The 25,176-nt window shown below is 60.1% G+C and carries 23 protein-coding genes and 1 riboswitch; of the genes, 15 read left to right on the top strand and 8 right to left on the bottom strand.

The window, feature by feature from the left end:
• The first annotated feature begins 69 nt into the window (after positions 1 to 69).
• From FHR27_RS19200 to FHR27_RS19190, 3 genes are read left to right on the top strand one after another with little or no spacing between them, the layout of a single operon-like run.
• Positions 70 to 1,143, top strand: coding sequence for a CgeB family protein (locus FHR27_RS19200; RefSeq protein WP_218878505.1), 1,074 nt, complete (start codon positions 70 to 72; stop codon positions 1,141 to 1,143).
• A 50-nt stretch (positions 1,144 to 1,193) separates the two neighbouring features.
• Positions 1,194 to 1,994 carry a glycosyltransferase family 2 protein gene (locus FHR27_RS19195; RefSeq protein ID WP_179539300.1) on the top strand — a complete coding sequence of 267 codons (801 nt, stop codon included), beginning with the start codon at positions 1,194 to 1,196 and terminating at the stop codon, positions 1,992 to 1,994.
• A gap of 28 nt (positions 1,995 to 2,022) precedes the next feature.
• Positions 2,023 to 2,883 (top strand): glycosyltransferase, encoded by an 861-nt coding sequence (locus tag FHR27_RS19190; protein WP_179539299.1) that lies wholly within the window; start codon positions 2,023 to 2,025, stop codon positions 2,881 to 2,883.
• On the opposite strand, the gene FHR27_RS19185 is transcribed toward FHR27_RS19190, so the two are convergent.
• Entirely contained in the window at positions 2,880 to 4,121 is a 1,242-nt protein-coding gene (locus FHR27_RS19185; protein WP_179539298.1) for a hypothetical protein, read from the bottom strand. The two genes, FHR27_RS19190 and FHR27_RS19185, sit on opposite strands and share 4 nt — an antisense overlap.
• A gap of 105 nt (positions 4,122 to 4,226) precedes the next feature.
• Here FHR27_RS19185 and FHR27_RS19180 point away from each other — a divergent pair, with 105 nt between their 5' ends.
• From FHR27_RS19180 to FHR27_RS19150, 7 genes are all read left to right on the top strand, one after another.
• Entirely contained in the window at positions 4,227 to 4,970 is a 744-nt protein-coding gene (locus FHR27_RS19180; protein WP_042553909.1) for a lipopolysaccharide kinase InaA family protein, read from the top strand.
• A gap of 139 nt (positions 4,971 to 5,109) precedes the next feature.
• Positions 5,110 to 6,936 carry a lipid A export permease/ATP-binding protein MsbA gene (gene msbA / locus FHR27_RS19175; protein WP_179540122.1) on the top strand — a complete coding sequence of 609 codons (1,827 nt, stop codon included), beginning with the start codon at positions 5,110 to 5,112 and terminating at the stop codon, positions 6,934 to 6,936.
• A 277-nt stretch (positions 6,937 to 7,213) separates the two neighbouring features.
• Positions 7,214 to 7,546, top strand: a complete 333-nt coding sequence (locus FHR27_RS19170; RefSeq protein WP_179539297.1) for a hypothetical protein — start codon at positions 7,214 to 7,216, stop codon at positions 7,544 to 7,546.
• A complete protein-coding gene (locus tag FHR27_RS19165; RefSeq protein WP_042553912.1) occupies positions 7,546 to 8,601 on the top strand; it encodes a glycosyltransferase family 9 protein in 1,056 nt (351 codons plus the stop codon). Before FHR27_RS19170 ends, FHR27_RS19165 begins: the two co-directional genes overlap by 1 nt.
• Positions 8,598 to 9,509, top strand: coding sequence for a glycosyltransferase family 2 protein (locus tag FHR27_RS19160; RefSeq protein WP_042553913.1), 912 nt, complete (start codon positions 8,598 to 8,600; stop codon positions 9,507 to 9,509). The genes FHR27_RS19165 and FHR27_RS19160 overlap by 4 nt, the downstream gene beginning before the upstream one ends.
• A complete protein-coding gene (locus FHR27_RS19155; RefSeq protein WP_179540121.1) occupies positions 9,502 to 10,647 on the top strand; it encodes a glycosyltransferase in 1,146 nt (381 codons plus the stop codon). Before FHR27_RS19160 ends, FHR27_RS19155 begins: the two co-directional genes overlap by 8 nt.
• Positions 10,644 to 11,528: a glycosyltransferase gene (locus FHR27_RS19150; RefSeq protein ID WP_042553915.1), complete on the top strand. Its 885-nt coding sequence runs from the start codon at positions 10,644 to 10,646 to the stop codon at positions 11,526 to 11,528. Before FHR27_RS19155 ends, FHR27_RS19150 begins: the two co-directional genes overlap by 4 nt.
• 49 nt (positions 11,529 to 11,577) lie before the next feature.
• Here the strand turns inward: FHR27_RS19150 and FHR27_RS19145 are convergent, their stop codons facing one another.
• On the bottom strand, positions 11,578 to 12,243 hold the full coding sequence (locus FHR27_RS19145) for a polymerase (protein WP_179539296.1): 666 nt from the start codon (positions 12,241 to 12,243) through the stop codon (positions 11,578 to 11,580).
• On the bottom strand, positions 12,240 to 13,424 hold the full coding sequence (locus tag FHR27_RS19140; RefSeq protein WP_264650058.1) for an O-antigen ligase family protein: 1,185 nt from the start codon (positions 13,422 to 13,424) through the stop codon (positions 12,240 to 12,242). The genes FHR27_RS19145 and FHR27_RS19140 overlap by 4 nt, the downstream gene beginning before the upstream one ends.
• Positions 13,425 to 13,663: 239 nt before the next feature.
• Between FHR27_RS19140 and FHR27_RS19135 the strand changes: the two genes are divergently transcribed.
• The 3 genes from FHR27_RS19135 to hldE all read left to right on the top strand — a co-directional run bounded on the left by FHR27_RS19135 (position 13,664) and on the right by hldE (position 17,492).
• On the top strand, positions 13,664 to 14,560 hold the full coding sequence (locus FHR27_RS19135) for a GNAT family N-acetyltransferase (RefSeq protein ID WP_179539294.1): 897 nt from the start codon (positions 13,664 to 13,666) through the stop codon (positions 14,558 to 14,560).
• A 4-nt stretch (positions 14,561 to 14,564) separates the two neighbouring features.
• Positions 14,565 to 15,986, top strand: coding sequence for a PIG-L deacetylase family protein (locus FHR27_RS19130; RefSeq protein ID WP_042553919.1), 1,422 nt, complete (start codon positions 14,565 to 14,567; stop codon positions 15,984 to 15,986).
• 84 nt (positions 15,987 to 16,070) lie between these two features.
• Positions 16,071 to 17,492 carry a bifunctional D-glycero-beta-D-manno-heptose-7-phosphate kinase/D-glycero-beta-D-manno-heptose 1-phosphate adenylyltransferase HldE gene (gene hldE, locus FHR27_RS19125; RefSeq protein WP_042553920.1) on the top strand — a complete coding sequence of 474 codons (1,422 nt, stop codon included), beginning with the start codon at positions 16,071 to 16,073 and terminating at the stop codon, positions 17,490 to 17,492.
• 92 nt (positions 17,493 to 17,584) lie between these two features.
• Here the strand turns inward: hldE and FHR27_RS19120 are convergent, their stop codons facing one another.
• The 4 genes from FHR27_RS19120 to FHR27_RS19105 all read right to left on the bottom strand — a co-directional run bounded on the left by FHR27_RS19120 (position 17,585) and on the right by FHR27_RS19105 (position 21,028).
• Complete coding sequence (locus FHR27_RS19120; RefSeq protein ID WP_042553921.1) at positions 17,585 to 18,550, bottom strand: hypothetical protein; 966 nt, start codon at positions 18,548 to 18,550, stop codon at positions 17,585 to 17,587.
• Between the two features lie 69 nt (positions 18,551 to 18,619).
• Entirely contained in the window at positions 18,620 to 19,453 is an 834-nt protein-coding gene (locus FHR27_RS19115; RefSeq protein ID WP_444964387.1) for an aldo/keto reductase, read from the bottom strand.
• A complete protein-coding gene (locus tag FHR27_RS19110; protein ID WP_179539292.1) occupies positions 19,453 to 20,625 on the bottom strand; it encodes an NAD(P)/FAD-dependent oxidoreductase in 1,173 nt (390 codons plus the stop codon). The genes FHR27_RS19115 and FHR27_RS19110 overlap by 1 nt, the downstream gene beginning before the upstream one ends.
• A gap of 70 nt (positions 20,626 to 20,695) precedes the next feature.
• Positions 20,696 to 21,028 carry a DMT family transporter gene (locus tag FHR27_RS19105; protein WP_042553924.1) on the bottom strand — a complete coding sequence of 111 codons (333 nt, stop codon included), beginning with the start codon at positions 21,026 to 21,028 and terminating at the stop codon, positions 20,696 to 20,698.
• An 86-nt stretch (positions 21,029 to 21,114) separates the two neighbouring features.
• On the opposite strand from FHR27_RS19105, the gene FHR27_RS19100 reads away from it, so the two are divergent.
• Both FHR27_RS19100 and waaA read left to right on the top strand, forming a co-directional pair.
• Positions 21,115 to 22,002 carry a LysR family transcriptional regulator gene (locus tag FHR27_RS19100; RefSeq protein ID WP_042553925.1) on the top strand — a complete coding sequence of 296 codons (888 nt, stop codon included), beginning with the start codon at positions 21,115 to 21,117 and terminating at the stop codon, positions 22,000 to 22,002.
• A 70-nt stretch (positions 22,003 to 22,072) separates the two neighbouring features.
• On the top strand, positions 22,073 to 23,356 hold the full coding sequence (gene waaA, locus FHR27_RS19095; protein WP_042553926.1) for a lipid IV(A) 3-deoxy-D-manno-octulosonic acid transferase: 1,284 nt from the start codon (positions 22,073 to 22,075) through the stop codon (positions 23,354 to 23,356).
• 109 nt (positions 23,357 to 23,465) lie between these two features.
• Here the strand turns inward: waaA and FHR27_RS19090 are convergent, their stop codons facing one another.
• Entirely contained in the window at positions 23,466 to 24,899 is a 1,434-nt protein-coding gene (locus FHR27_RS19090) for a TolC family outer membrane protein (RefSeq protein ID WP_042553927.1), read from the bottom strand.
• 151 nt (positions 24,900 to 25,050) lie between these two features.
• Positions 25,051 to 25,157: riboswitch (TPP riboswitch) on the top strand.
• Positions 25,158 to 25,176 lie beyond the last annotated feature (19 nt).

Here is a 25,176-nt window from a genome sequence, read left to right as displayed (position 1 = left end):
AAAGAATTCGATATGCCTGTTGCGGTCCCTTACCGCTGCGGGCCACTGCTTTTGGATGGATATTGAATCATGCTGGAGATGCCAAGGGCGGGTGCGCCGGTTGCGAGCGAGCGCAAGTACCTGATTATCGATGGAATAGGTGGTGTGCCACTGGGCCGTGAACTGTTCGATGCGTTTTTGCAGGCCGGCAGCCGAGCTGTCCACTGGGATGCGCTGAAACAGAAACCCAGACAGTGGTACGGGTTGTCTTCGGCGCTCTTCAAGGCCCGTAACAAGGCCCGGGATCGGGAGGGTTTCTCGCACTTGCCGCGTCTGTCTCTGGAACCACTGCGCAGAGTGCTGGAGCAGGAGGCACCTACTCATGTCTTGGTGGTCGGTTTCCTCTACAAGCACTATGACGTCGCTCAAGTGGCCGAAATGGTACGCAGCGCTGGTGCCCGCTTCATCCTCTACGATACCGATAGTTGCAACCTCTATTCGAAACGTCGGGAGTTCCTGTATTTCATCGAGCAAGAGCTACCCCGCTATGACCAGCTATTTTCTTTCTCTGAAACGACTACGCGTTTTTTCCGTGAAACACTGGGCCTGAATGCACTGCATTTGCCGTTTGGAGCGGTGGTGGTTCCAGAGTTGGGAAAAGACAAGGATCGCGACGTCCTGTTTGTCGGTAGTGCCGATTTGCGTCGGGTTTTCCTGCTGGAAAACATCCGTGAAAATCTGGCCATACGCGGCAATCGCTGGCGCCGTAACTACTCGCTCATGTCCTCGTCGCTGCGCGAGTGCGTCGATGATCGCCCTGTCTGGGGAGAAGAGCTTCAGACGCTGTTGCAGAGCTCACGGATAGTGCTGAATATCACTCGATCGGATTTCTATGGCGCCGAGACGGGTGTGAACCTGCGAATATTCGAGGCAGTAGCTGCGGGTTGCTTCCTGTTGACCGATTATTGCGAGGAAATCGCTTCGCTGTTCACCCCAGGGCGGGATATCGAGGTGTTTCGTTCTGGTGCGGAGTTGAGCGAAAAGGTCCGTTATTATCTGGCTCATCCGCAAGAGCGCGAGCGCATTGCGCAAAATGGTCGAGCGCGCTTTCTCGAACACCATACCTGGGCGAATCGCGTCGGACGTATTCTTGCCTGTGATTGACCCATGGCTTTATCAGGCTTGCCCTGTATTTCCTGAGATTATGTTTTCTTATGACTGATTCCGTTGCGGGCTCGCCTGAGTTGCCCGCTTGTTTCGATGTGGTAATTCTCAGCTTCGCCAAGGATGAAGCCTTGCGCCAGGTTACCGAGCATTGCCTGGACTCGCTCGTCGCGTCTGAAGACCCGGCGAAGATCCGTTTCCGGGTTTGGGTGCTCGAGTCGAATGCCGACAGCCCTGTGTATCGGCAGCCTGGAGTAACGACGCTGTATCCCAGCACGCCTTTCAATTATCACGCATACATGAATCTGGGTATCAGAGAGGGCCAGGCCCCCTTCGTTGCCATTTGCAACAACGACCTGTCCTTTCATCCCGGCTGGGCATCCGAGCTGCTTCAGGTGTTCGAAAGTGATCTCGGGGTCAGCAGCGCCAGCCCGGCTTGCTCTCTGCATCATCCGCGCAATGGTTTCGCTCTGCGTAGTGGTGTTTATCCCGGCTATGGAGTGTTGCGCGAAATATCCGGCTGGTGCCTGGTGTTTCGTCGTTCGATTCTGGATGTCATTGGCGAGCTGGATGAGCGTTTCTACTTCTGGTACGCCGACAACGACTATGCGCTGACGCTGCAGTCCCATGGGCTCAGGCACGTTCTCGTTACCTCCTCCGTTGTCGATCACCTCGATAGCCGGACCTTGAGTACGCATACCTCGGCGCGGCAGTGGCTGATGACCAAGCGTTCCAAGTACACCTTCGAAGAGAAATGGCATGGCAAGGGGCTGGGCTACCTGACCCGTAAAAAACTCAAGCTGTACCTCAAGTTCCCGCTCTACTATTTCGGATTGAAGAAAATCAAATGACCGGCCTTCCACTCGTGCGGAGCATCATTTGATCTCCATCGTCATCTGCAGCGCCCAGTCGGCGCGCTTGCAGGCAGTTGCCAGTAATATCGCAGCGACCATCGGGGTCGAGTACGAGCTTATCGCGGTGGACAACAGCGTCGAGGGCCGCGGGCTCTGCGAGGTCTACAACGAAGGTGCGTCCCGAGCCAGTCACGAGTTCATCTGCTTCGTTCACGAAGACGTCGAATTTCTGAGCGCTGGGTGGGGGCAGCTTGCCATCTCTCATTTCGCGGCTGACACCGAGTTGGCAATGATCGGCCTTGCGGGAAGTCGCTATAAGGCGAGAGTCCCATCCGGCTGGCACAGTGGGGACGAGGACGACCTGTGCATCAATGTGCGCCATGGCGTTTCACGTGAGGGTGCGACACTCGCCTTCGCGAAGCCGGATGCATATGCCGCAGCGAGTTGCGTTCCCGTGGTTGCCCTGGATGGTGTCTGGATGTTCGTCAGGCGCTCGGTCTGGGCCGCGGTTCGTTTCGACGAGCGTTTGAGGGGCTTTCATTTTTACGATGTCGACTTCAGTCTCCGCGTTGCCCAGGTTGGCAAGGTTGGCGTGGCTTTCGATATCGATCTGCTGCACTTTTCCCTTGGCAGTTTTCGTGAGGCCTGGGCGTTGCACGCGCTCGCCTATGCCGCAGATCCACCTGTGCAAATGCCGATGCACAGCGTTTCCGATATGAGCGAGGCGCAGATCCGCCGCAAGGAAGCATTGGCGGTGCGTTACTGGTTGCGTTTGCTGAGGCGGGCTCATCTGCCATTGTCGATTCGTTTGCGATGGCTGAGAGGTGTGAGGATTCGACGATATCCCTCGCTCTGGCGTGTGGCGCTAAGATTCCTGCTGCGCTAATGCCCGGCGTGAGTGATTTCGCGATAGCGAAAGAGCGAAGCCCCGAGGAGGTAATCGGCAAGCATGCTGACATCAACCGTCGATCTGAGCAGGGTGATGAGCTCTCCAGCGTTTGTAAATGCGGGCAGAGCCTGAGTCTCGAGATTCAGGCTCGGAGCACGGTAAACAGCGCAGGGAACACCGAACAGAGTGACTTCGAACAGACTGGTGGTGTTGAATCCCACCGCCAGATCATAGCGCTGAGTGGCTAGCGTCTGCGTAAGCGTTGAGCTGTCGTCGAGTGTCGCGCGTGCAGGCAGTGCTTCGATGAGTGCAGCATTGCCTGCAAGTAGCGGATGCAGACGAATGGTCAACTGGTAATTTTCTGGCAGTTCGGCCAATTCGCTGAGCAGTTTCACGCTGTCCGCGACATAGCGTTTGCCCGGCAGCAGGCAAAGGATATGCGGGCCAGCCGAGCTCGATCGCTCGATGGCAACTGGTTGTTGATGTGGCGGGTTGATATAGCCAGCAACCTGTATCTCGAAATCGGCCGCCTGGCCACGATCACGATGAAATGCATCTATTTCCGCTCGGCAGAACTCGCTCCAGACCAGCAGCGTCTGCGCGGTGACATTTTCATAGTTGATGATGTCGATGGGGCTTTCGTTACGGTAGCGATGATACAGACCATGTTGTAGCGAATAGGTCCTGATACCTCGCTGTCGGCAGGCGCTGACCAGAAAGCACTCGGGTATATTGGCGCTGTTGTAGCTTACCAGCGAGGTTATCCGTTCGGTGATTCCATATCTTTCGATGGCTTTCATGTGCTTGATGGTGTAACAGAGCGCGCTGAATATATAGAACCGCTCAACAACGGGTTGCTTGCAGGTGCGCACTATTTTCAATGCCGTATACATGGCCGACCAGTCCAGAGATTTGTAGGCATCTTCCTTGATGGCCGGTATGTAGCAGGTGCTGAGCTTCCTGTCGGATGCCAGCTCGCGACCGATACCCAGAGCCAGTCGTGTCTGGTCGTCGCGGTCGCAATGCCAGATGTAGGTATCTCCCGTCAATTCGTCGCGGCAGCTGTAGCGCGGCGTCAAACGAATCAACTTGATGGCCCTGCGAATTTTCTTCAGCGCAGGTCGATTATCGAAGAACAGATGGGCGAGTACCGCTGAGGCAGGGTTGCATATACTTTGTCCTGCATAAGTGGCGTGCTTGAGATTTTCTTTCGTTTTAGCGTAGAGGCTGTACATGATTCGACCTGTGGGGCAGCGGTGCGCTGTACTCGAAAAAACCGAAGCGAGAAGCAGAGCCTGTTCTTTCCTGCGAGATATGGATGCGTCGCAAGGAGGTGCGGTGTGGGGAAAACAGTAGTTTTTCAGAAGGGCAGTCTCGGGCGCAAACAAATCAATGCATTGCTGGCGCTTTTCGAGGGGCTGGTCGAGTTCGCGCCAGGCCGGGCCGTGGCGAAGATATATCGCGAGGATGATTCGATCTTCGTCAAACGCTACAGGCGCTCGATGAAGCCCTGGTGGAAGCGAATCCTGCGCCGGCCCTATCGTTCTCCGCTGCGAAGCGAGGCGATGCTGCTGTCGAGGCTGCAGGCACTGGCGTTCCCCGCCCCGAAGCCGCTCATGTATGCGGAGTCACGCCATCCCGGGTTTCATGAGAGCCTGCTGCTGACCGGTTTTCTGCCAGGCGTGCCTTTGGCTACCCTCAGCGGAGACCGGCTGCTGACAGGGGCGCGTCAGGCCCTTGCTCTCTTGGGGCGGTTGCATGCCCACGGCATCGTGCACGGCGACTGCAACCCATACAACTTTCTGATTGCAGAACATGCTTATGTTCTGGATTTTGAGCGGGGCGGAGATTACAGCCAGCAAGGCGCCGTGGAGGATTTCAGGAAGATAATGCTACGGTTGGACGATCTTGGGCTCGATGCGTCTGGCTTGTCCGAGGTTGCAGGCGCTTATGGTGACGCAGCCGGTACGCCGTCATTCGATGTGCAGGCATTGCTCGATGAGCTGCGTGGCATGGCCTTTGTGCGTAAGCCGACACGCTGGCGCCCGCCTCAGGAGCTGCATCTCGCTCGATCTGTCGACTGAGCCTGCAAGGCTTTTGTCGCTCGCGGTGCGGTGCTGTTCAGCTCTGGGCTGGACGAGTCGGGTAACCGGCTTCCATGTCGATTTGGTTGCAGGGTCCCTGATGGTACAATCCTGCGCTTCGCCCCAGAGCCTCCATCTCATGCCTGATCCAAGCGCTAATCCATCGTCCATCTCCAGCTTCAAGCTGTATATGCGGCTGTTGAGCTACATGAAGCGTTACTGGTTGATGTTCGGGATCAGTATGGTCGGCTACATCATTTTCGCCTCTACCCAGCCAATGCTGGCAGGCTTGCTCAAGTACTTCGTCGACGGGCTCGCCGCGCCTGAAGCCGGGGCTGTCGAGCTGCCACTGCTGGGTAGCATGCAACTGCTTTATGGCGTGCCGCTGGCGTTGCTGCTGATTACCATATGGCAGGGCATCGGCTCCTTTCTCGGCGGCTATTATCTGGCACGGGTTTCACTGGGGCTCGTTCAGGACCTGCGCATAGCGCTTTTCAACAACCTGTTGACCCTGCCCAATCGCTATTTCGACAATCACTCCACGGGTTATCTGATTTCCCGTATCACCTACAACGTCGGTTCGGTTACAGGGGCGGCCACCGACGCGCTCAAGGTGATGGTGCGTGAAGGTCTCACGGTTGTATTCCTGTTTGGCTACCTGCTGTGGATGAACTGGAAACTGACCATGGTCATGGTGGCCATTCTTCCGCTCATCGCTCTGATGGTGAAAAGCGCCAGCAAGAAGTTTCGCAGCCAGAGTCGAAAGATTCAGAGTGCCATGGGCGAGTTGACACATGTTTCGTCCGAGACGATTCAGAATTATCGCGTGGTACGCAGCTTCGGTGGTGAGCGCTATGAGCGAGAGCGCTTCCATGAGGCGAGCGAGGACAGCACCCGCAAGCAACTGCGCATGACCCGTACCAGCGCCATCTACACCCCCAGCCTGCAGCTCGTGAACTATGCAGCGATGGCGTTTCTGATGTTTCTGGTGCTGTTCCTGCGGGGCGATGCCAGCGTCGGTGACCTGGTGGCCTACATCACCGCGGCGGGGTTGCTGCCCAAGCCGATCCGTCAGCTCTCGGAAGTCAGTTCGACTATCCAGAAAGGTCTGGCTGGTGCTGAAAGCATCTTCGAGCAACTGGATGAACAGCCGGAGCCGGATCAGGGCACGGTCGAGAAAGAGCGGGTTACCGGGGCACTTGAGGTGCGGCAACTGAGCTTCACCTATCCGGGGACCGAAAAGACCGTACTGCAAGACATCAGCTTCACCGTCGAGCCAGGTCAGATGGTCGCTCTGGTCGGCCGCTCGGGGAGTGGCAAGTCGACATTGGCCAATCTGATCCCGCGTTTTTACCAGCATGGAGAGGGGCAAATTCTTCTCGACGGTACACCGGTAGAGGAATACCGCGTGGAAAATCTGAGAAAACATATCGCCCTGGTCACTCAGCAGGTCTCGCTTTTCAATGACACCGTATTGAACAACATCGCTTACGGTGACCTTCGGCACTTGCCCCGTGAGGACGTCGAGCAGGCTGCGAGTGCGGCCTATGCCAGTGAGTTCATTGAGCTGCTTCCGCAGGGGTTCGACACCAAGGTGGGTGAGAACGGTGTCATGCTTTCCGGTGGTCAGCGGCAGCGTCTGGCCATTGCCAGGGCGCTGTTGAAAAGCGCCCCCCTATTGATTCTGGACGAAGCGACTTCTGCTCTCGACACGGAGTCGGAGCGCTATATCCAGGCTGCTTTGGACAAGGTCATGGAGGGGCGTACAACGCTGGTAATTGCCCATCGGCTGTCCACTATCGAGAAAGCCGACCTGATTCTCGTGATGGATCAGGGCCGTATTGTCGAACGAGGCACCCATGAGTCACTGCTGGCGAACAACGGGTACTATTCGCGCCTGCACGCCATGGGACTTGATGACGAAGAAAAGGATGATGCTGAGGTTCCTGAACAGCCAGCGCGTTAACCCGGTGCGCCGGTTGCAGGCGGCGGGTCGTTGGGAGGCTTTCTGAGTGATGCTTTATTAGCGCACCACGATTGCTGCAAATCCTTGCCGACATGTTGAGCCTTTTTGGCCTCCATCTTTGGGATAATGCATTCTTTGTTGTTGGCTACGTACGTACGATAGGCGCCATGCGGCGCGTTGATCTCATCGTGTCGGGCTGAGTTCGCAGACAGATGTCGCGTGCTCCATCTGGAAACGGGAAATTAGGCCCGCCCTCAAATTTCACGTGGAATTCACAATGAGTTACTCACTATCGCCACTGTTTTTGATGAGTACGGTGATTTCTGCGTACAGCCAAGCGTCGATATGGCTTCGTATGGCCCTGTTCCAATCCGAGCCGAGCGGCGGCGCGAGTGTTCAACGGATAACTGATCATGGTTTCTCGCGTGCCTGGCCAAGTGGGAGCGATGCATTGCAATTTTCATGTCCTGAGGCTTTCAGGGCGCTTCACAAGAAAAATGGCAGCGCTGCTGCGCGCAGTTGCAGAACGCTCAGCTACGGCCTGAGCATGTTCTTCTGCGCGCGTGCGCGCCCGATCATGGACGATATTCGGGTTATCAAGGAGTTCTGATGGCTGATGTTATACAAGAGGCCAGTACCCGCTTGGCCGCATTGCCGGCTGACTGCAGGCTTGCCCTGGTCCCGTCGATGGGGCTTGGCGACGGGTGCATTTATCTGGTTCTGGCTGCCAATCTCGCCAGAGCCGGTTATAACGTGACGGTACTGAGCAACCACTTCGGCGCACTCAATGAATGGTTGCCACTCTTCGAGGCGCGCTGTCTGCCCGCTCCTGACGAGACGTTCGCCGTTCTGGACGATTTCGATCTGGTTATTTCCGACCTGGGCAGCATGCTTACGCGTCACGGTGAGGCTGCGAGTGAACTTGCGCGACGCTATGTCTTCGTTGGCACGCTGCGTGTGGACCCTCGTTTCATCGAGCAACCTGCAACTGAGGCGTTAGCGCGGCTGCCCGCGGAAAAGTCGCTTTTGCTAGCGCCCTTGGCTGCGGCTGCGGGCCCGCTGCGTTGCCTGCCTGATGACCATGCCAGCATGGTCGAGCAGGCCGTAGCCTTTTGCCGCTCTCGCTTGGGGCTGGCTCACGCCTGCGACGATATCGGCATGCAGGTGCCTTCGACGCTAGCGCACCGTCGCCACGCGCAGCGCGTGATGCTTCATCCGCTCTCCTATAACGCAAAGAAGAACTGGCCCGCTGAGAAATACCTGGCGTTGGCCCGGCGATTACGTGCTGCTGGCTATCAACCGCAGTTCGTTCTGTCGCCTAAAGAAAGGCACGAATATCTGCATGTATTCGAACCTGAATTCGACGTGCCTGAATTCTCCGACGCCAAAGCCCTTGCCGGTCATCTCTATGAGTCCGGTTATGTAATTGGCAATGACTCCGGGGTGGGGCATCTGGCTTCTGCTCTTGGCATCCCCGTCCTGACGTTGTACCGCAAGCGTAGCGATGGGTTTTGCTGGCGTCCGGGGTGGGGGCGAGGTCGGGTTGTGCGCCCGGCCTTTTCGTTGAGTTTTCTGCGGAATCACTGGGCTTTTTTCATGAGTGTCAATCGCGTCGCTCGCGGCTTTCGAGCATTGAGCCAGCAGGTTAAGGTGGGGCAGAAATGAGTGGCTTTGCAGCGATCACTATCGTCATTCCTGCCTATAACTATGCCTCTACCCTGGCCAGGACAGTTCGCTCCGTCATGTCTCAGCTGGGCGAAGATGATGAGCTATTGATCATCGATGATGGGTCGACGGATAACACGCCACAGGTCGTCGAGGCTTTGGAGGCGGAGTTTCCCGGACGGTTCAGGTCACTACGCAAGAGCAATGGGGGATTGGCATCTGTGCGCAATCTCGGGATCGAGCTGGCGCGTCATGACTGGTTGGTATTTCTCGATGCGGACGACGAGATGGCACCGGATAGCCTGTCGCTGATCCGTGCGCACTTGGCCCTGAATGAGCAGTCTCGCATGGTCATCGGCGGACATTGGTCGGTTGATCAGGAAGGTCGCCGTCGCCGGCATTCTCCCGAGCGTCTTCCTGATACCCCCCTGCTGCGTGTGCGGGCCTACCTGCTGGACAAGACACTGAGCATTTCCAATGGCGCCTGCGTGATGCATCGCTCGATTTTTCAGGCGGGAAATTATCCCGAGCGCTTCCGTAATGCCGAAGATATTCCGGTCTTTGCGCAAACACTGGCGACCTATCCCGTTTCGCTTTTGCCAGAGCCGCTGGCGATGATTCACAAGCACAGCGACAGTCTTCGCCACGACTTCGTGTCGAGCCTCGCGGGAGGCGTTGGGCTGGTCGATGAGGTTTTTGATCGACTGCCGGCGGCGCTGCAGGAGCTACGCGCGCCTTTCTATCAGCAGCGTTGCCTTTCCCTATTTCGTAGTGCCTACCTGGCCGGAGATTTCAGGGCAGCGAAGCAGTTCTACTGCCAGGCCGTGAGCAGTGATTGGAAGGTGCTATTCAAGCTCTCCTACTCCCGAAAGGCGCTTCGCCTCTGGATGGGGCGACCTTATGGCTAAGGTTCTGAAAGTCCTGCAACTGCAGACTCGCTATAACGCTGCGGATACCAACTCCGATCTGGGGGAGCAGATTCTGCAAGGCTTGCCAGCCGAACGTTTCGATGTGGTCAACGCTTATCTCGAGGGACGGCCGGCGGAAGATGCGCAACATTCCGGCCGACGCCAGGTGTTCTTCGAATTCACTGAAAAGGACATGAGCGGGCTGCGTCTCAAGGTACGCAGGCGCTTGCTGGCGTTCTGTCAGGAGGAGGGCTTCGATGTGGTGCTGTTGCATCGCTTCAAGACCGTCAACCTGTTCATGCACCTCAACAAGACATTGCGCATCCCGCGATGCATCGGGGTGTCACACGGTTTTGGTGAATACGATCGCTTCTATCGGCGCTGGCAGGCCAGGCGATCGATCGACGAGTGCTGGCGCTTCGTTGGCGTGTCGCCGGCTGTAGCCGATTATCTGATCGCGTTGCGCTGTGGTTTTACCAGCGCCAATACGGTGGCGATAACCAACGCCCTGGATATCGACCTGGCTGAATCTCTTCAGCTGTCGCGCGACCAGGCACGGCAAGCTTTGGAGCTACCATCCGAAGCCCTGATCATCGGTGCGATAGGTCGGTTGGTGCCCATCAAGGGACACGTGTATCTCATTCGGGCATTTTCCGCCCTGAGTGACGAGTACCCGCACGTGAACCTGGCAATCATCGGTGGCGGCCGCGAAGCTGACAACCTGGCGGCGTTGATTGCCGAGCTTGGGTTGCAAAAGCGCGTGCATCTCTGTGGTACTCGGCCAGATGCCATGCGTTATGTGAAGGCATTCGACGTTTTCGTCATGCCCTCGCTGCAGGAGGGGCTTGGTCTTGCGTTGCTGGAAGGCATGTGCGGTCGATTGCCGGTACTCGGCTCTGACATTCCTGCGATGCGGCCCTTGCTGAGCGGGGCGGGTGGGCGTTCGTTCGCGCCTGGCGATGTCTCTTCCCTGACCGAGCAACTGCGTGCCTGTCTTGCTGACAGCGAGGCTGCGCGTGCCGAGGATGGGGAGCGTGCTTATCAGTACCTGCGGCGTGAGCACGACATCGAAGATTTTCGTAACAAGTACCGTGCGCTCCTCGAGGGTGATCGGCCGGTCGAAGGAGCGTTTACATGACAGAGATTCAGGCCGCGCTGCCGCTGGTTTCAGTACTGATTTCCTCCTACAACCATGCTGACTTCATCGAGGCGAGCATCCGCAGCGTCTATGCGCAGGATTATCCCAATATAGAGTTGCTGGTGGTCGACGATGGCTCGCGCGACGACAGTGTGACGGTGATCAGGCGGCTGCAGGAAGAACTCGGGTTCGATTTCGTGGCCCAGGCGAACAAGGGGCTCTGTAGCACGCTCAATGAGATGATCGCTCGCAGCGCAGGTCGCTATATCGCTCCGCTGGGCTCGGATGACGTCATGCTCCCCGAGCGTCTGTCATTGCAGATCGCATTCATGGAGCAGCATCCAGAAACCGGCATCTGTGCCGGTGGTATCGTTCTGATCGACGGTGACGGAAAGCCGCTGCCTGACAAGAAGCAGCGTCATCGCCCCGCTCGGCGGCTCGATTTCGATGATCTGTTCATGGATCGAAAGCCTGGGCCACCTGCGCCAACCTTGCTATTTCGTCGCGACGCGCTTGAGACGGTTGGTGGTTTCGATCCATCCATTCGCATCGAGGATTACTACGTAGAGCTTCGTATCGCTCACGCCGGGTACTTCATCGACATATTGGCAGAGCCGCTCGCTCTCTATCGCGTGCATGGCAGCAATACTTACAAGAACCGCCGATTGATGATCGAGACCGAGCTCGCAATCTACAAGCGTTTCGAGGAGCATCCGGGCTATGAAGCGACTCGGTTGCGTTATCTGAACGCGATGTTTGCCAAGGTCGCGAATGAAGATAGGGCGTTGGCAGGTGAGTTGTTGGCTCAGATTCCTTGGCGCTCGCGCAATCTCAAGACGCTCAAGGGGCTCTGGCGCTACTGTTTCACACGAACTGCCTGACACCTGCACTTGGCGGCAAGTGCGGCAAGTGCGGCATGTCCGTCATCCTTCACTGCGTCGCCGACAGCCATTTTTTCAGGTCGCGAGAAAAGCGCTCGGCGCTGCGAGTGCTGACGCTCTTTGCGTAGCCTGCTACCCAGTCTTCGCGGTGTTGCTCGGTTAGCCAGCCGATATCTTCCGGGTATCTCAGGATGTGCTGCAAATTGCGGCGGCGCTTCCAGGGGGGCAATGCATTGCGCTCGAGTTTCATGTCCGACAGGTCGATCAGGCCGAAGCTCCCGTCTGGCAGCAGCAGCACATTTCCCAGGTGCAGTGAGCGAAAGTACACGCCGCACTGATGCAGTTCACCGAGAAAGCTTCCGAAGCGCATCACGTCTCGAGAGCGTGTCGCAGCATCTGATTTGCGCAGGTGATTGCGCAGCGTGTCGCCAGGCAATGGCTGATAGCGCACCGCGCTGAGGCGGCGTTCACTGATCATCAGCACCTCGAGAACCTTAGGGGCGGAGATGCCCAGGTTCAGCAGGCCGTTTGCATTGTCTGCGAACCGTTGCGCAGGCAGATCCCACAGATCGGAAGACAGCAGCCGCTTGCGCCGGTACAGTTTGAGGAAGTCGCCCTCCTTGAGTTCGGCGACCTTTATGCCCAGGCCATCCTCTTCAATGGTTCTGGCGTCCTTGAGCAGTCCGTCCAGCTGTGCGGGTTCGATACGCTTCATGCTTGCGACTGCCTATGCCGAATGGAAAGAGCGCATAGCAGCGCCAGTGGTATCCAGATCAGGAACCAGCTCTCGTTGGGACGTGAAAGATAATTGCCACCCTCGGTCAGTCCGGCACACAGTCCGTAGATCAATAGCGCCGATGCGATCTGGAAGTGCGGCTCTGCACGCAGGCGCAGGCAACGCAAAAGCGCGAATGCATACATGGCAGTCCACAAGCCAAGACCGATAAGCCCCAGTTCGAGGAGTACCGCGAGCTCGACATTGTGCGGGTCATGCAGCAGGTAGCCAACCCCGGCAATGTCGAAAACGAATTTGCTCTCATAGCCCGAGCCAAGCCAGAGGTGCTGGCCCGCCTGACGTACCGCGTCGGCCCAGAGCTCGGGTCGATATGACATGCCGCGCTGGAGAAGTATTTCCGGAAATGCCAGGTATGCGGCACTCGCCCCGATCAGCAGGGCGCCTACCAGAAGGATCGCGCGTTTTCCGCTCATCAGCAGCATCCAGACGCTGGTCAAAGCCAGGCCCATCAATGGGGTCCGCGAACCTGTGGCGAGCAGCGCGGCCAGGAGGGGAAGAGCCATGAGAATTGGCAGCCAGTCATGGCGCTCACTGCGTGATAACCAGGCGGCCACCCAGTAGGTGCATAGAAACCCCAGCACATGAGAGGTCAGCAATGGATTGCGCAGAGCCCCGCTACCGATCAGCCGCTCACCTGGGGTTGCGTGCTGCAGGAACCACACGATATTGACGAGAGCCGCCAGTGCGCCCAAGCCGGCGCCGATGCGCAATGTTTTCAAAAGCAGGACTTCGCTCTTGAGAGCGATCAGCGCGCAACCTGCGAATAACATGAACACGTAGAGAGGCCGCTTGGCCAAACTGCCGAGGTCGTCTTCGGCACGGGTCCAGCCCATGCTGATCAGCAACCATGCAGTCAGCGCCAGGAAACTCAGCAGGACTGGCTCGCTCAGAATCGGTTTGATCTGCCTGGGTGCAAGTACGAGTCCTAGCAAAGCTGGGGCTGCGAACATGACGTAGTAGATTTTTTTGTAATGGCTGCCGTCACTGACCCAGAACAGGCCAGTGAGTAAAACTAGATAGCCGAAGACGAGCCAGCGTCCAGCAATGAAATCGTGTATCCGGATGCATATGAGATGCTGCTGCGAGTTCGATACCTGCACTAGGGGTTCCAGCATGTCTACAAAAAGGGCGTTATCTTAATCCATCACCGCACAACTACCAGCGAATGCTGTGCTAGTCTTTCGCGCTTTTTTGACGGTACGCACATGCAGGTGAGTCTCTGGAGAGCCAAACAGCCCTTCTGCTCGGACATCAGCCTGCTGGCCAATGTTTCGGTCGGGCCAGTGCGTGAACCCTATGTTGCGCTATTCAATACCACTACGTCGGAGCAGGATGCCTGATGTTCAATCCCTTTCAGCGCTGGCGCGAACGCGGCTGGCGTTCGATCAGTGCCGAATGTTACAGCGAGATCTGGTCCCGTCTGGGGGGGAGTGTCGCGACCCATCCTGAGGTGGTCTCGCGGCTTTCTGCCATGGCTGGCATTCCCGTACGGTATCTGGGCTGGCCTCTGGAGGGGCAACTGCAGGCCGCTGTTCCCGTATGGGGTGGGCGCTTGGCTTTATCTCGCGATGTGCTCAAGCGCCGCGGTCAGCGTGACCTGTTCGATCTCGGCAATGCCGAAGTGATTCTGCCGATTGCCAAAGGGGCGATGGCGCCTGTGCGGCAACGCATGCGCTACCTTTCGGCTCTCCATCAGGGCAGCATCTCGACGCTCTGCAAGCAGCCCGAAGAGCTGGCTATCGCCCGGGAGCCGGAGGAATACAGCAAGAAGTTTCGTTACAACCAGCGCCGTGAATTGCGGATGCTGGAAGAGGCCGGCGGGCAGGTTTTGCCGGTTTCGCAGCTGTCTGCAGGCGAACTGGCAGCTATCTATACCGAGTTGTTCGAGAGCCGCTGGGGCTTCGCGGTGCCAGGTAAAGGGCATCTCGCCGAGGTCTTCGAAGCGTTGCGGGACTTCCTGTGGGGAAGCTATCTGCAACTCGACGGCAAGCCTGTTGCCGTTCAGGTCTTGTACAGAGTCGAATCGCCAGAATGGATCAGCATCGAATACATCAATGGTGGAGTTGACCCCGCTTCCCGTGATTTCAGTCCGGGCAGCGTGCTCAGCTTCATCAACACGCAGTCTGCGTGGGAAGAGGCTCGCTTGAAGGGAAAGGCTTTACGTTACTCGTTCGGCCGCGCCGATGTTGAATACAAGGATCGTTGGTGCAATCGCCAACCTGTTTTTCGAGTGTAAGTGTATGGAAGCACGCAAGCAGCAGTTGTTACGTCGGCATCGGCGTAACAAGCGCATTCTCATGGTCGTTGCCTTACCGGTTCTGGTCGCCCTCGACTGGTTCGGCTCATGGGGGACGGCGCCGGTCGTTCTCGTTCTGGCATGGATTGCCCACGAAGCCTGGTTTTCCGACCATCTGTTCTATTCGCCCAAAGACGACTATCGCTACGATTTTCCGGCAGACAGCCTGAGCCTGTCGGTACGCATCGGGCGCGATGGTCGTGTTGCGCCCGCTACTGCCGCATTGCCTGACAGTGCCGAAACACTGGTGCTGGCCGTTCACGTTCGCAGCAGTTGGCTGGGACGCTGGCTGGACCCGAATGTGCTGATCGGGGAAGGCGCGCATCTCGATCGACAGGACTTCGAAAGAGGCGTCAACGGGGTACGCTTCGTCAACCTGTCCGGTTGCCTTGCGGCGCTTCGTGATGGGCGACTGAGGGTGCGCGGGCGGTTCTGCAGGCTGTCCAGCGAGGCGACTCTGCATTGCTTCAGCAATCCCGACTATGCCGGTCGTCGGGTGATGGTCATCGCTCCGCATGCCGATGACGCCGAACTGGCCGCATTCGGGCTTTACAGCCGTTGTATCGAAGCCTCCATCGTGACACTGACTCAGGGCGAGATCGAGGCGAAGTTCTATCGGCGTCTGGGCCTGAGTGACACGGCGGCTGCGCGGCTAAAAGGTCGCCTGCGCAGTTGGAGCAGCCATACCGTGCCGCTGTGGGGAGGCGTGCCGCCGAGTCACTGCGTGCAGTTGGGCTACTACTGCATGCAGCTGACGAAAATGGAGGGCGAACCCAGCATGCCCTTCGTGTCATTGGAGTCGGGCGATTCGGATATCCGTAGCGTGCGACGTTTCAATCCGTTCAGGTTGCCTGGGGATACCGATGGGTTGCCTACCTGGAACAATCTGGTGGCCGATATGGCGGCGCTGCTGCAGCATTTTCGGCCCGAGGTCGTGGTCTTGCCTCACCCGCAGCTGGATCCGCATCCCGACCATGTCCAGTCCAGCAGGGCGCTGCACCAGGCAATCGAGCTCGGTGGCTGGCGCCCGGATGTACAGCTGCTTTACGCCAACCATCTCGCCGACAATGATCGCTGGCCCATGGGCCCTGCGGGCAATGGCGTAGCATTGCCGCCCTGTATCGAGCCGTTGCCTGCCGACAAGCTGTGGAGCCCGCTACTCGATGATCAGGAGCTGGTCGACAAGAGCCAGGCGCTGGCGATGCAGCACGATCTGCAAACGCCGCTACCCTTCAAGAAGCGTTTGCGTCGCTTCATTCAATGGTGTCTGGCGGCGCGGCGCTGGCCTCAGGCGGGCGAAGACGAATTCTTCCGCAAGGCGGTACGTCGGCACGAGCTTTTCTGGGTGCGACCGCTGGATCGCTGAACGTCGCTGCCAAGGCCTGACGGCGGAGTGGCCATGGCCAATGTGCTATTCTCCGCGACGATTTTGCATATCCGGAGTTTCCGCATGAAGTTATCCATGCCCCGTTTCGATCAGGCCCCCGTTCTCGTGGTGGGCGATGTCATGCTTGATCGTTATTGGCACGGCGCTACCTCGCGTATTTCGCCAGAGGCTCCGGTGCCCGTGGTCAAGGTCGAGCAGATCGAGGACCGACCAGGCGGCGCGGCCAACGTTGCGCTGAATATCGCCGCGCTCGGTGCGCCTGCTGTGCTGGTGGGTGTCACCGGTGAGGACGAGGCGGCGGAAAGCCTGCGTCAGAGCCTGGAAGCCATTGGTGTGAAAACCTACTTCCAGCGCATCGAGAGTCAGCCGACCATCGTCAAACTGCGGGTCATGAGTCGTCATCAGCAGTTGCTGCGCATGGACTTCGAAGAGCCCTTCCATACCGACGCCGATGCGCTGGCACGGCAGGTCGAGCAGTTGCTGGATGAGGTCAAGGTGCTGGTGCTGTCCGATTATGGCAAGGGCGCCCTGCAGAACCATCAGGTGCTGATTCAGGCCGCACGGGCGCGAGGCATTCCTGTGCTGGCCGACCCGAAAGGCAAGGACTTCTCCATCTATCGCGGCGCCAGCCTGATCACCCCGAACCTCAGCGAGTTCGAGCTCATCGTCGGGCGTTGCGAAGACGAAGCCGAGCTGGTCAGCCGTGGTGCTCGCCTGATGCGTGAGCTTGATCTGGGTGCTTTGCTGGTGACCCGCGGCGAGCATGGCATGACCCTGCTGCGCCCGGACCATGCGCCATTGCACCTGCCCGCCCGCGCGCGGGAAGTGTTCGATGTGACGGGGGCCGGGGATACGGTAATTTCGACACTGGCAGCCTCCATCGCGGCAGGTGAAGAGCTGCCTCAAGCCGTTGCACTGGCCAACCTGGCTGCGGGTATCGTCGTCGGCAAGCTGGGTACGGCGGCGATCAGTACTCCCGAGCTACGTCGTGCGGTACAGCGTGAGGAGGGCTCCGAACGTGGTGTGCTGAGCCTGGAGCAACTGCTGCTGGCCACTGAAGATGCTCGCGCTCATGGCGAGAAGATCGTATTCACCAATGGCTGTTTCGACATCCTGCATGCCGGTCATGTGACCTACCTTGAGCAGGCGCGTGCCCAGGGTGATCGTCTGGTCGTCGCGATCAACGACGATGCTTCGGTCAGTCGCCTGAAGGGGCCCGGCCGTCCGATCAATGCCGTGGATCGGCGCATGGCGGTGCTGGCCGGCCTGGGTGCCGTGGACTGGGTGGTGAGTTTCAGCGAGGACACGCCCGAGCGCCTGCTCAAGCAGGTTCAGCCGGATGTGCTGGTCAAGGGTGGCGACTACGGCATCGATCAGGTGGTTGGCGCCGATATCGTGCTGGCCTGCGGCGGCGAAGTGCGCGTCCTGGGGCTGGTCGAGAACAGCTCGACCACCGCCATCGTCGAGAAGATACGCAGCCGTTGAGCATCAACCCCGCCATTCGGCGGGGTTTTGCTATGCGCTCTGTAATCCTCGATAGTAGGATCCGGGCGGGGCGAGGTGCACATGCCCGCATGTCAGACCGCTGCAGCGGTATCCAGGCGAACTCTCGGTACCTGTGCCGTGCCGGCGCGGTTGGTGCCAGGGCCAGATTTGTGGGCCTTCGGCTTGACGTTCTGCAGCGCCAGCCAGTCCTTCCAGCGAATGCGTTCATCGCGCACCAGCCAGCCATCCTGGGCAGCAAAGCTCTCGGCCAGCCACAGGCCACGGGTGTTGGCAGGCACCAGTTGGCCCTGGCGCAGGGTCATCAGCTCTGCCGTCGGCCGGCCCTGTTCAAGGGGAATCAGATAGAGGTCCGGGCGGCTGTGATCCAGCCGCGCGATCAGCTTGCCGTTCTCCAGATGCTCGTCAACGTGCAGCAGGCTGGGCTGTTTGGCTTCCTTGGGCAGGTCCAGGCGCATGTCGTAGACCAGCTGCAACGAAGCCGTTGGCACGTGCACGTAAGCGCGGGGGCGTTCCAGCAAGGTCAGGTTACCGCACTGCACGGGGCGCGCTGCGCCGGACAGTGGGCTTAGCTGGAAGTGCACGCCATCGCGGTACCTGAGCGTCCCCTCGTAGGGTGCTGGTAGCCAGGTATCGCCGAAGCGTCCGTGCAGCCAGCCTTCGCTGGTTTCCAGCAGGCACTCTTCGGCCACTTCCTGAATTGCGGTCAGCAGCGGCAGGTTGAGTTCATGAGCCGGCACATAGCCTGAGATCAGCTTGAGCACGACGTCGCCACGATCGAGGCGTCGCTGACGCACCAGCAGCCAGTATTCGCGGCCTTGCCAATTCAGGGTCAGGCGCACCGAGACGCCCAGGTTGGCCAGCTCGACGGCGAAGCGCTGACTGTCGTTGAGCTCGACCGGCTTGCGGCGTTCCAGCACTTCGCTGAAGTTCAGCGGGCGGCCAAGGCTCTGATAGACGATACCGTCGGTCGAGGCTTCGACGAACAGCGGCATGGTCTTGAACGTGGCAGGGTCTTTCCGGGAAATGATACGCGGCATGTCGGCTCCTTCTTGCGTCGGGGTCGGCCGCATAAGCGGCGTCAATGGCGTGCCAAACACGCCAGTTCATCACTCTCCTGATTCTTTGTTACCGGTGTTGGTGCCCGCGATCACTTCAGCGGCCATGGCGACGTTGTGAGCCAGGTGCAGCGGGTTGATCGTGCCGACGATGGCACTGCTGACCCCAGGGTGAGCAAAGATCAGCTCGAAGCTTGCCCGCACCGGATCGACACCGCTTTCCAGGCAGACATGCCCGCTGGCCAGGGCTTTCTTGATCAGGATGCCTTTGGCGTGACTGGCAGCATAGTCCAATACCGGGCGCTCATGCTGCTCGCCCAGGTTGTAGGTCACCATCGCGCAGTCACCCCGCTCGAGGGCCAGCAGACCGCCTTCTGCCGTCTTGCCAGAGAAGCCGAAGCCTCGGATCAGCCCGGCCTGCTTGAGTTCGGCAAGGGTGTCGTAGACGGCTTCGTCGCGCAGGATCGACAGATCATCACCGTTGGAATGCACCAGGACCAGGTCGATGTAGTCCGTTTCCAGACGTTTCAGGCTGCGCTCCACCGAGCGGCGGGTATGGGCGCTGGAAAAGTCGAAATGCGACTGACCGTTGTCGAACTCCTCACCGACCTTGCTGACGATCACCCAGTCCTGGCGTTGGCCGCGCAGCAGTGGGCCGAGGCGTTGTTCGCTGATGCCGTAGGCTGGTGCGGTGTCGAGCAGGTTGATGCCCAGCTGGCGGGCGAGATTCAGCAGTTGGCGAGCCTGATGATCGTCAGGAATGGTGAAACCGTTGGGGTATTTGACGCCTTGGTCGCGGCCCAGCTTGACCGTGCCCAGGCCCAGAGGGGAAACGCTCAGGCCGGTCGATCCCAGCGGGCGGTGCAGACCTTGCAGATCACGTATCAAAACGAGGTCTCCCAGGCGGTGCGGCCGATGACCGGGCGCGGCAGCTCGGGCAACGGCGGATGAACGGCGGGGCGGATGCCATCCCGTTCCAGGTGGCTCAGCACACGATCAGCGAAGTCCGGCGCCAGGGCCAGTTTGGTCGGCCAGCCGACCAGCAGTGCACCCTGGTCACTGAGAAAGGCGTTGTCGGGGCGAACCAGGCCGCTTTGCGCGGGTTCGGCGCGCTCCACCCGCAGCGTCGCCCAGCGGGCTGTGGACAAGTCCACCCAGGGCAACAATTGAGAGAGCTCCTTGCGCGCCGCCTCGATCTGCGCCGCTTCGTCGCGCGCCACGCCATCGGCTTCGGCAAGGTCGCCGCCGAGGTACCAGACCCATTCGCCATCGGCCCCTGGATGGCTGGTAACGGTGATCCGCGGCTTGGGGCCGCCGCCCAGGCAGTGGGCGTACAGCGGCTTCAGCGTCGGCCCCTTGACCATCACCATGTGCAACGGGCGCAACTGCTGACTGGGCTGTGCGACGTTCAGGCTGGCCAGCAGCCCGGCATTGCCGCGACCTGCGCTGAGCACGATACGCTGCGCACGGATCTCCCGGCCATCGACGCGCAGGCCAACGAGTTGCCCGCCTTCGTGCAGGGGCTCGATAGCGTCGGCGGCGAGCAGGCTGTCACCGGCGAGATCGGCCAGGCGCGCAATCAGGCTGGGTACGTCCACCACCAGCTCGGCCAGGCGATAGACCTTGCCCTTGAATTTCGGGTTCTGCAGCGCGGGCGGCAACTGCTCGCCCTTGACCTGATCGACTCGGCCGCGCACCGCCTTGCTGGCGAAGAAGCTGGTGAGGTTGCCGGCCAGGGTGCCAGGCGACCACAGATAATGAGCGTCGGAGAGCAGGCGTACGCCAGACAGATCCAGCTCGCCGCTGCCGTCCAGCGCCTCGCGCCAGCGTCGCGGCATGTCTGCGATGGCTTCCGAGGCGCCGCTCAGGGCGCCGTGCAGGGCATATTTGGCGCCGCCGTGGATGATCCCCTGGGACTTGACGCTCTGACCGCCGCCCAGGCTTTCCCGCTCCAGCAGCAGCGTGGCATAGCCGTTGGCACGCAGGCGCGCATTCAGCCATAAGCCGGCGATGCCGCCGCCGACGATCAGGACGTCTGTGCTCAGAGTTAGGGACATGCGGGCGCCTCTAGGGAAAACAGGTGCGCAGTATAACCCTCGTGAGAGCGGCAAGCTTCAAGCGCCTGCCTCAATGCCCAGTGACACGGGAGAACAACTGGATCACCACCACGCCACTGACGATCAGGCCCATGCCCAGGACCGCGGGCAGGTCCGGTTTCTGGTCATAGACGAACATCGCCGCGATGCTGACCAGGACGATGCCCAGGCCGGCCCAGATGGCGTAGGCGATGCCCACCGGAATGGTGCGTACGACCAGGATCAGCATCCAGAACGCGATGCTGTAGCCGGCGATCACCAGCAGCAGCGGCAACGGTTTGTTGAAGCCATCGACGGCCTTCATGGACGTGGTTGCAACCACCTCGGCAGCGATGGCCAGAGCGAGATAGAGATAACCATTCATCGGCAGCACTCCTATTAACAGGGGACCGATTTTACGGGTTCATTCTGTTAGGTAAACTCATTACCTATCTTGATTGGAGATAGGTTGTGCGCTGGACTCTTGAGCAGCTCGAAGTATTCGTAGCCGTTGCCGACGGCAACTCCTTTTCTGCCGTGGCGCGACGTTTCGGCCGGGTGCAATCTGCGGTCAGTACCGCCGTGGCTGCGCTGGAGGATGATCTGGGGGTGCGCTTGTTCGAGCGCAGCAGCGGGCGTCAGCCGCGCCTGACCGAAGCCGGCCAGGCGTTACTCGAAGAGGCCCGCGAGTTGCTGCGTCAGTCCGAACGGCTGGAGGGGCGGGCTTTGGGGTTGTCGCAAGGCGAGGAGGTGTGTTTGCGCCTGGCTCAGGATGAGGCGCTGCCGATGCCGCCGATACTCGACAGCCTGGAGGCCTTGGCCCAGGCGTTCCCGCGGGTCGAGGTGCAGATGACCAGCGGCGGCCAGGGCGTGGTGGCGCGCCAGTTGCTCGAGCGGCGTGCCGACCTGGGCCTGCTGTTTCACCATGAAGGCATGCCCGCCGAGCTGGAGCGTCGCCGCTTGGGCATGGTGGATATGGTCATGGTCTGCGGGGCCGCTCATCCGCTTGCCCAGGGGCGCTCCGTCGACCGTCGTGAGTTGGCCCAGCACCGGCAGTTGCTGATTACCCTGCAGGACAGCCACTACCCGGGTAACGAACGAATCAGCCCGACGGCCTGGCGCACCGACAGCTTTTATGTGATGGCTGAGTTGCTGATGCGTAATCTGGGCTGGGCGTGCCTGCCTAGGCACGTGGCGCAATACCCAACTTATCAAGGGCATTTGATCGAGCTGAGCAGCGACTGGATCGCGCCGCCACTGCCGGTGGAGCTGGTGTTTCGCCGTGATGAAACCTTGGGCCCGGCCGCGCAGTGGCTGGTACGCTATCTCGGTGATCGGCTGCGCATACTGGAGCCTTGATGCGTACGCTTGTGGCCGGCGCTCTGTGCCTGCTTGTGCTGCAACGTCGGCATCCCTAAGCTTCGCCGCCATGAACCGATATCTCTATAGCCTGCTGTTTCACCTCTGCCTGCCGTTGATCGGTCTACGTCTGATCTGGCGAGCCTGGCGCGCGCCTGCTTATACCAAGCGTGTCGGCGAGCGCTTTGCTTTAGGTCTGCCGCCATTGCGTCCAGGCGGTATCTGGGTCCACGCGGTATCGGTCGGTGAAAGCATCGCGGCAGCGCCGCTGGTGCGCGAGCTGCTGGCGCGCTATCCGGATCTGCCGATCACCCTGACCTGCATGACACCGACCGGCTCCGAACGCATTCGCGCGCTGTTTCCCGACGCGCAGTTCGCCGGTCGCGTCCAGCACTGCTATCTGCCCTATGACCTGCCCTGGGCTGCGTCGCGCTTTCTCGAGCGAGTACGTCCGCGCCTGGCGGTGATCATGGAAACCGAGCTGTGGCCCAACTACATCCACCAATGTGCCCGTAGAGGTATTCCGGTGGCCCTGGCCAATGGTCGACTGTCCGAGCGCTCGGCCAGAGGCTACGGGCGCTTTGCCAAGCTCACTGCGCCGATGCTCGCTGAGCTGAACCTGCTCGCGGTGCAGAGCCAGGTCGAGGCGCAGCGCTTCGTCGCCCTCGGAGCACGGCCTGAAACGGTCGAGGTGACCGGCTCGATCAAGTTCGACCAGCAGGTGGATACCGACGTGTTGGCGCGCGCCACGGCGCTGCGTGAGCGGTGGCAGGCGCAGCGACGACCGGTATGGATCGCCGCCAGTACCCGTGAGGGGGAAGATGCGCTGGTCATCCAGGCACACCAGCAACTGCTCGCCACGCAGCCGGATGCGTTATTGATCCTGGTGCCGCGTCATCTCGAGCGTTTCGACAGCGCCGCTGCGCAGTTGCGTGAGGTCGGCCTCACCTTCGTGCGTCGCTCCTCGGGCGAGGCTGTTGACCCTGGTGTGCAGGTACTGCTCGGCGACAGCATGGGCGAACTGATGTTTCTGTATGGCTTGGCCGATGTCGCTTTCGTGGGTGGCAGCCTGGTCGAGACGGGCGGGCACAATCCGCTGGAGCCAGCGGCGCTGGGGCTTCCGGTAATCATGGGGCCACATCGCTTCAACTTCCAGGAGATCACCGCGCAGTTGCTCGAGCGTGGCGCGCTCTGCGAGGTGGCGGATGCCAAGGCGCTCGGCACTCAGGTCGCGGTGCTGTTGCACGAGCCACCACGTGCGGCGGCCATGCGCGAGGCCGGGCTGGCAGTGCTCAAGTCCAACCAGGGCGCGCTGCAGCGTTTGCTGGATGGGTTGGGAAGGCTGATCGTCTAGAGTCTGCCCGTCTGCCCTGAGTTTCGCTGCAACGCTGCGGGCGTGGGCCAATCTCTATTCATTGTGGGCCTGATCCGGTATCCCTGCAGATTGTCCATTCCCCCTGCGCTTACTCGTCGCCTTGCAGGCGTGCTTCGGCGGCCTTGGCCAGATCCGTGGGCAGGAAGTCGCGGTCCGGGTTGTAGTCCGGCTTCAGGTAACGACCCAGAGCGTCCAGATCTGCCGGGCTGAGGGTGCCGGCAGCCTGTTTCAGGCGCAGATTGTTGAGGATGTAGTCGTAGCGCGCGTCGTTGTAGTTGCGCACTGCGCTGTACAACTGGCGCTGGGCGTCCAGTACGTCGACGATGTTGCGCGTGCCTACCTGATAACCGATTTCCGTGGCTTGCAGCGCGCTCTGGTTGGAGATGATCGACTGGCGGCGAGCCTGTACGGTTTCCACGTCGGTGTTCACCGCGCGATAGAGGTTGCGGGTGTTCTGTACCACCTCACGGCGCAGCCCTTCACGTTGTTGCTCGGACTGACTGAGGCGCTGGTAGGCCTCGCGGGCCTGGGAGCTGGTGAGGCCGCCGCTGTACAACGGAATGTTCAGTTCCAGGCCAATGCTGCGTTGCGACACGTCGCTGCCATAGTTCTGCCCGGTGTAGTTGGGGTTGCTCAGGCCCAGTGCGTCGTTGTCTCCGCGCTCATAGCGGGCCACGGCATCCAGGGTCGGCGCGTGCCCGGCCTTGCGCTGACGCAGGGTTTCCTCGGCCGCATCGACGGCAAAGTTGCTGGCCTGCAGGTTGAGATTCTGCGCGGCCGCGGTGTTGACCCAGGCGGTGGCGTCGTTGGGCACGGGGGTAAGAATCGGCAGGCTGTGCTGGATGCCTTCGATGCTCCGGTATTCGCGGTTGGTCAGGGTGATCAGGGCCTGGAAGGCGTCGTCGACCTGACGCTGGGCAATGATGCGATTGGCCCTTGCCGTATCGAAACCGGCCTGGGCCTGAAGCACGTCGGTCTTGTCCGAGAGGCCAACGTCGAAGCGCTCGTTGGCCTGGTCGAGCTGGCGATTGAAGGCCGCTTCTTCGGCTTTGGTGGAGGCCAGGTTGTCCTGGGCGCGCAACACCGAGAAATAGGCCTCGGCGCTCTGCAGGATCAGGTTCTGCTCATTGGCGGAAAGCTCCAGGGCGGCCTGCTCGCTGACCGCTTCGGCCGCCTGCAGCTGGAACCAGCGGTCGGCGCGAAACAGTGGCTGGCTGAGGTTGGCCTGGTACAGCGTACCGCTGCGTGACTGGGTGGCGGAGGGCTGTTGCAGGGCGGTGCGAGTGTCCGTCGTCCGGGCGCCGGCACTGAGGTTCGGCAGCAGGCCTGCGCGGGCCTGCGGTACGCCTTCGCGGCGGGCCTGGTAGTCGGCTCGGGCGGCGGCCAGATCGGCATTGTTGGCGGCGGCCTCCTGATACACCGACATCAGGTCGGTGCGTACCGACAGCGGGGCCGGATCTGCCCAGGCCGTGGCGGTTGAGGCAGCGGTCACGGCGACGGCCAGGGAGAGTCTGCGCAGCATGTCAGCGAATCCTAGAGGGGGCAGTAGTCGGCGAGACTAAGCCCGGCCATCGGGGTGGTCAAGGCGCGCGGTGATGGGCAGGCAGGCGCCACTATCCGACCTGCGGGTCCTGCCGGCGTTGCTGCGGCGGGCAGCTGTCAGTAGACTGGCCGAGTTCTTGTCGGGGTGCCTCGAATCGGAGGCTGAGATCGGATAGTTCCGGATCCCGTTGAACCTGATCAGGTTAAGGCCTGCGTAGGGAACAAGAGGTATCCACCTCTACAGATCGTTTGAAAAC

Origin of the sequence: Pseudomonas flavescens (assembly GCF_013408425.1) — a bacterium.
Lineage (GTDB): Bacteria > Pseudomonadota > Gammaproteobacteria > Pseudomonadales > Pseudomonadaceae > Aquipseudomonas > Aquipseudomonas fulva_A.
The sequence above is the reverse complement of the archived record's forward strand: the minus strand, read 5'-3'. Positions and strand labels throughout refer to the sequence as shown.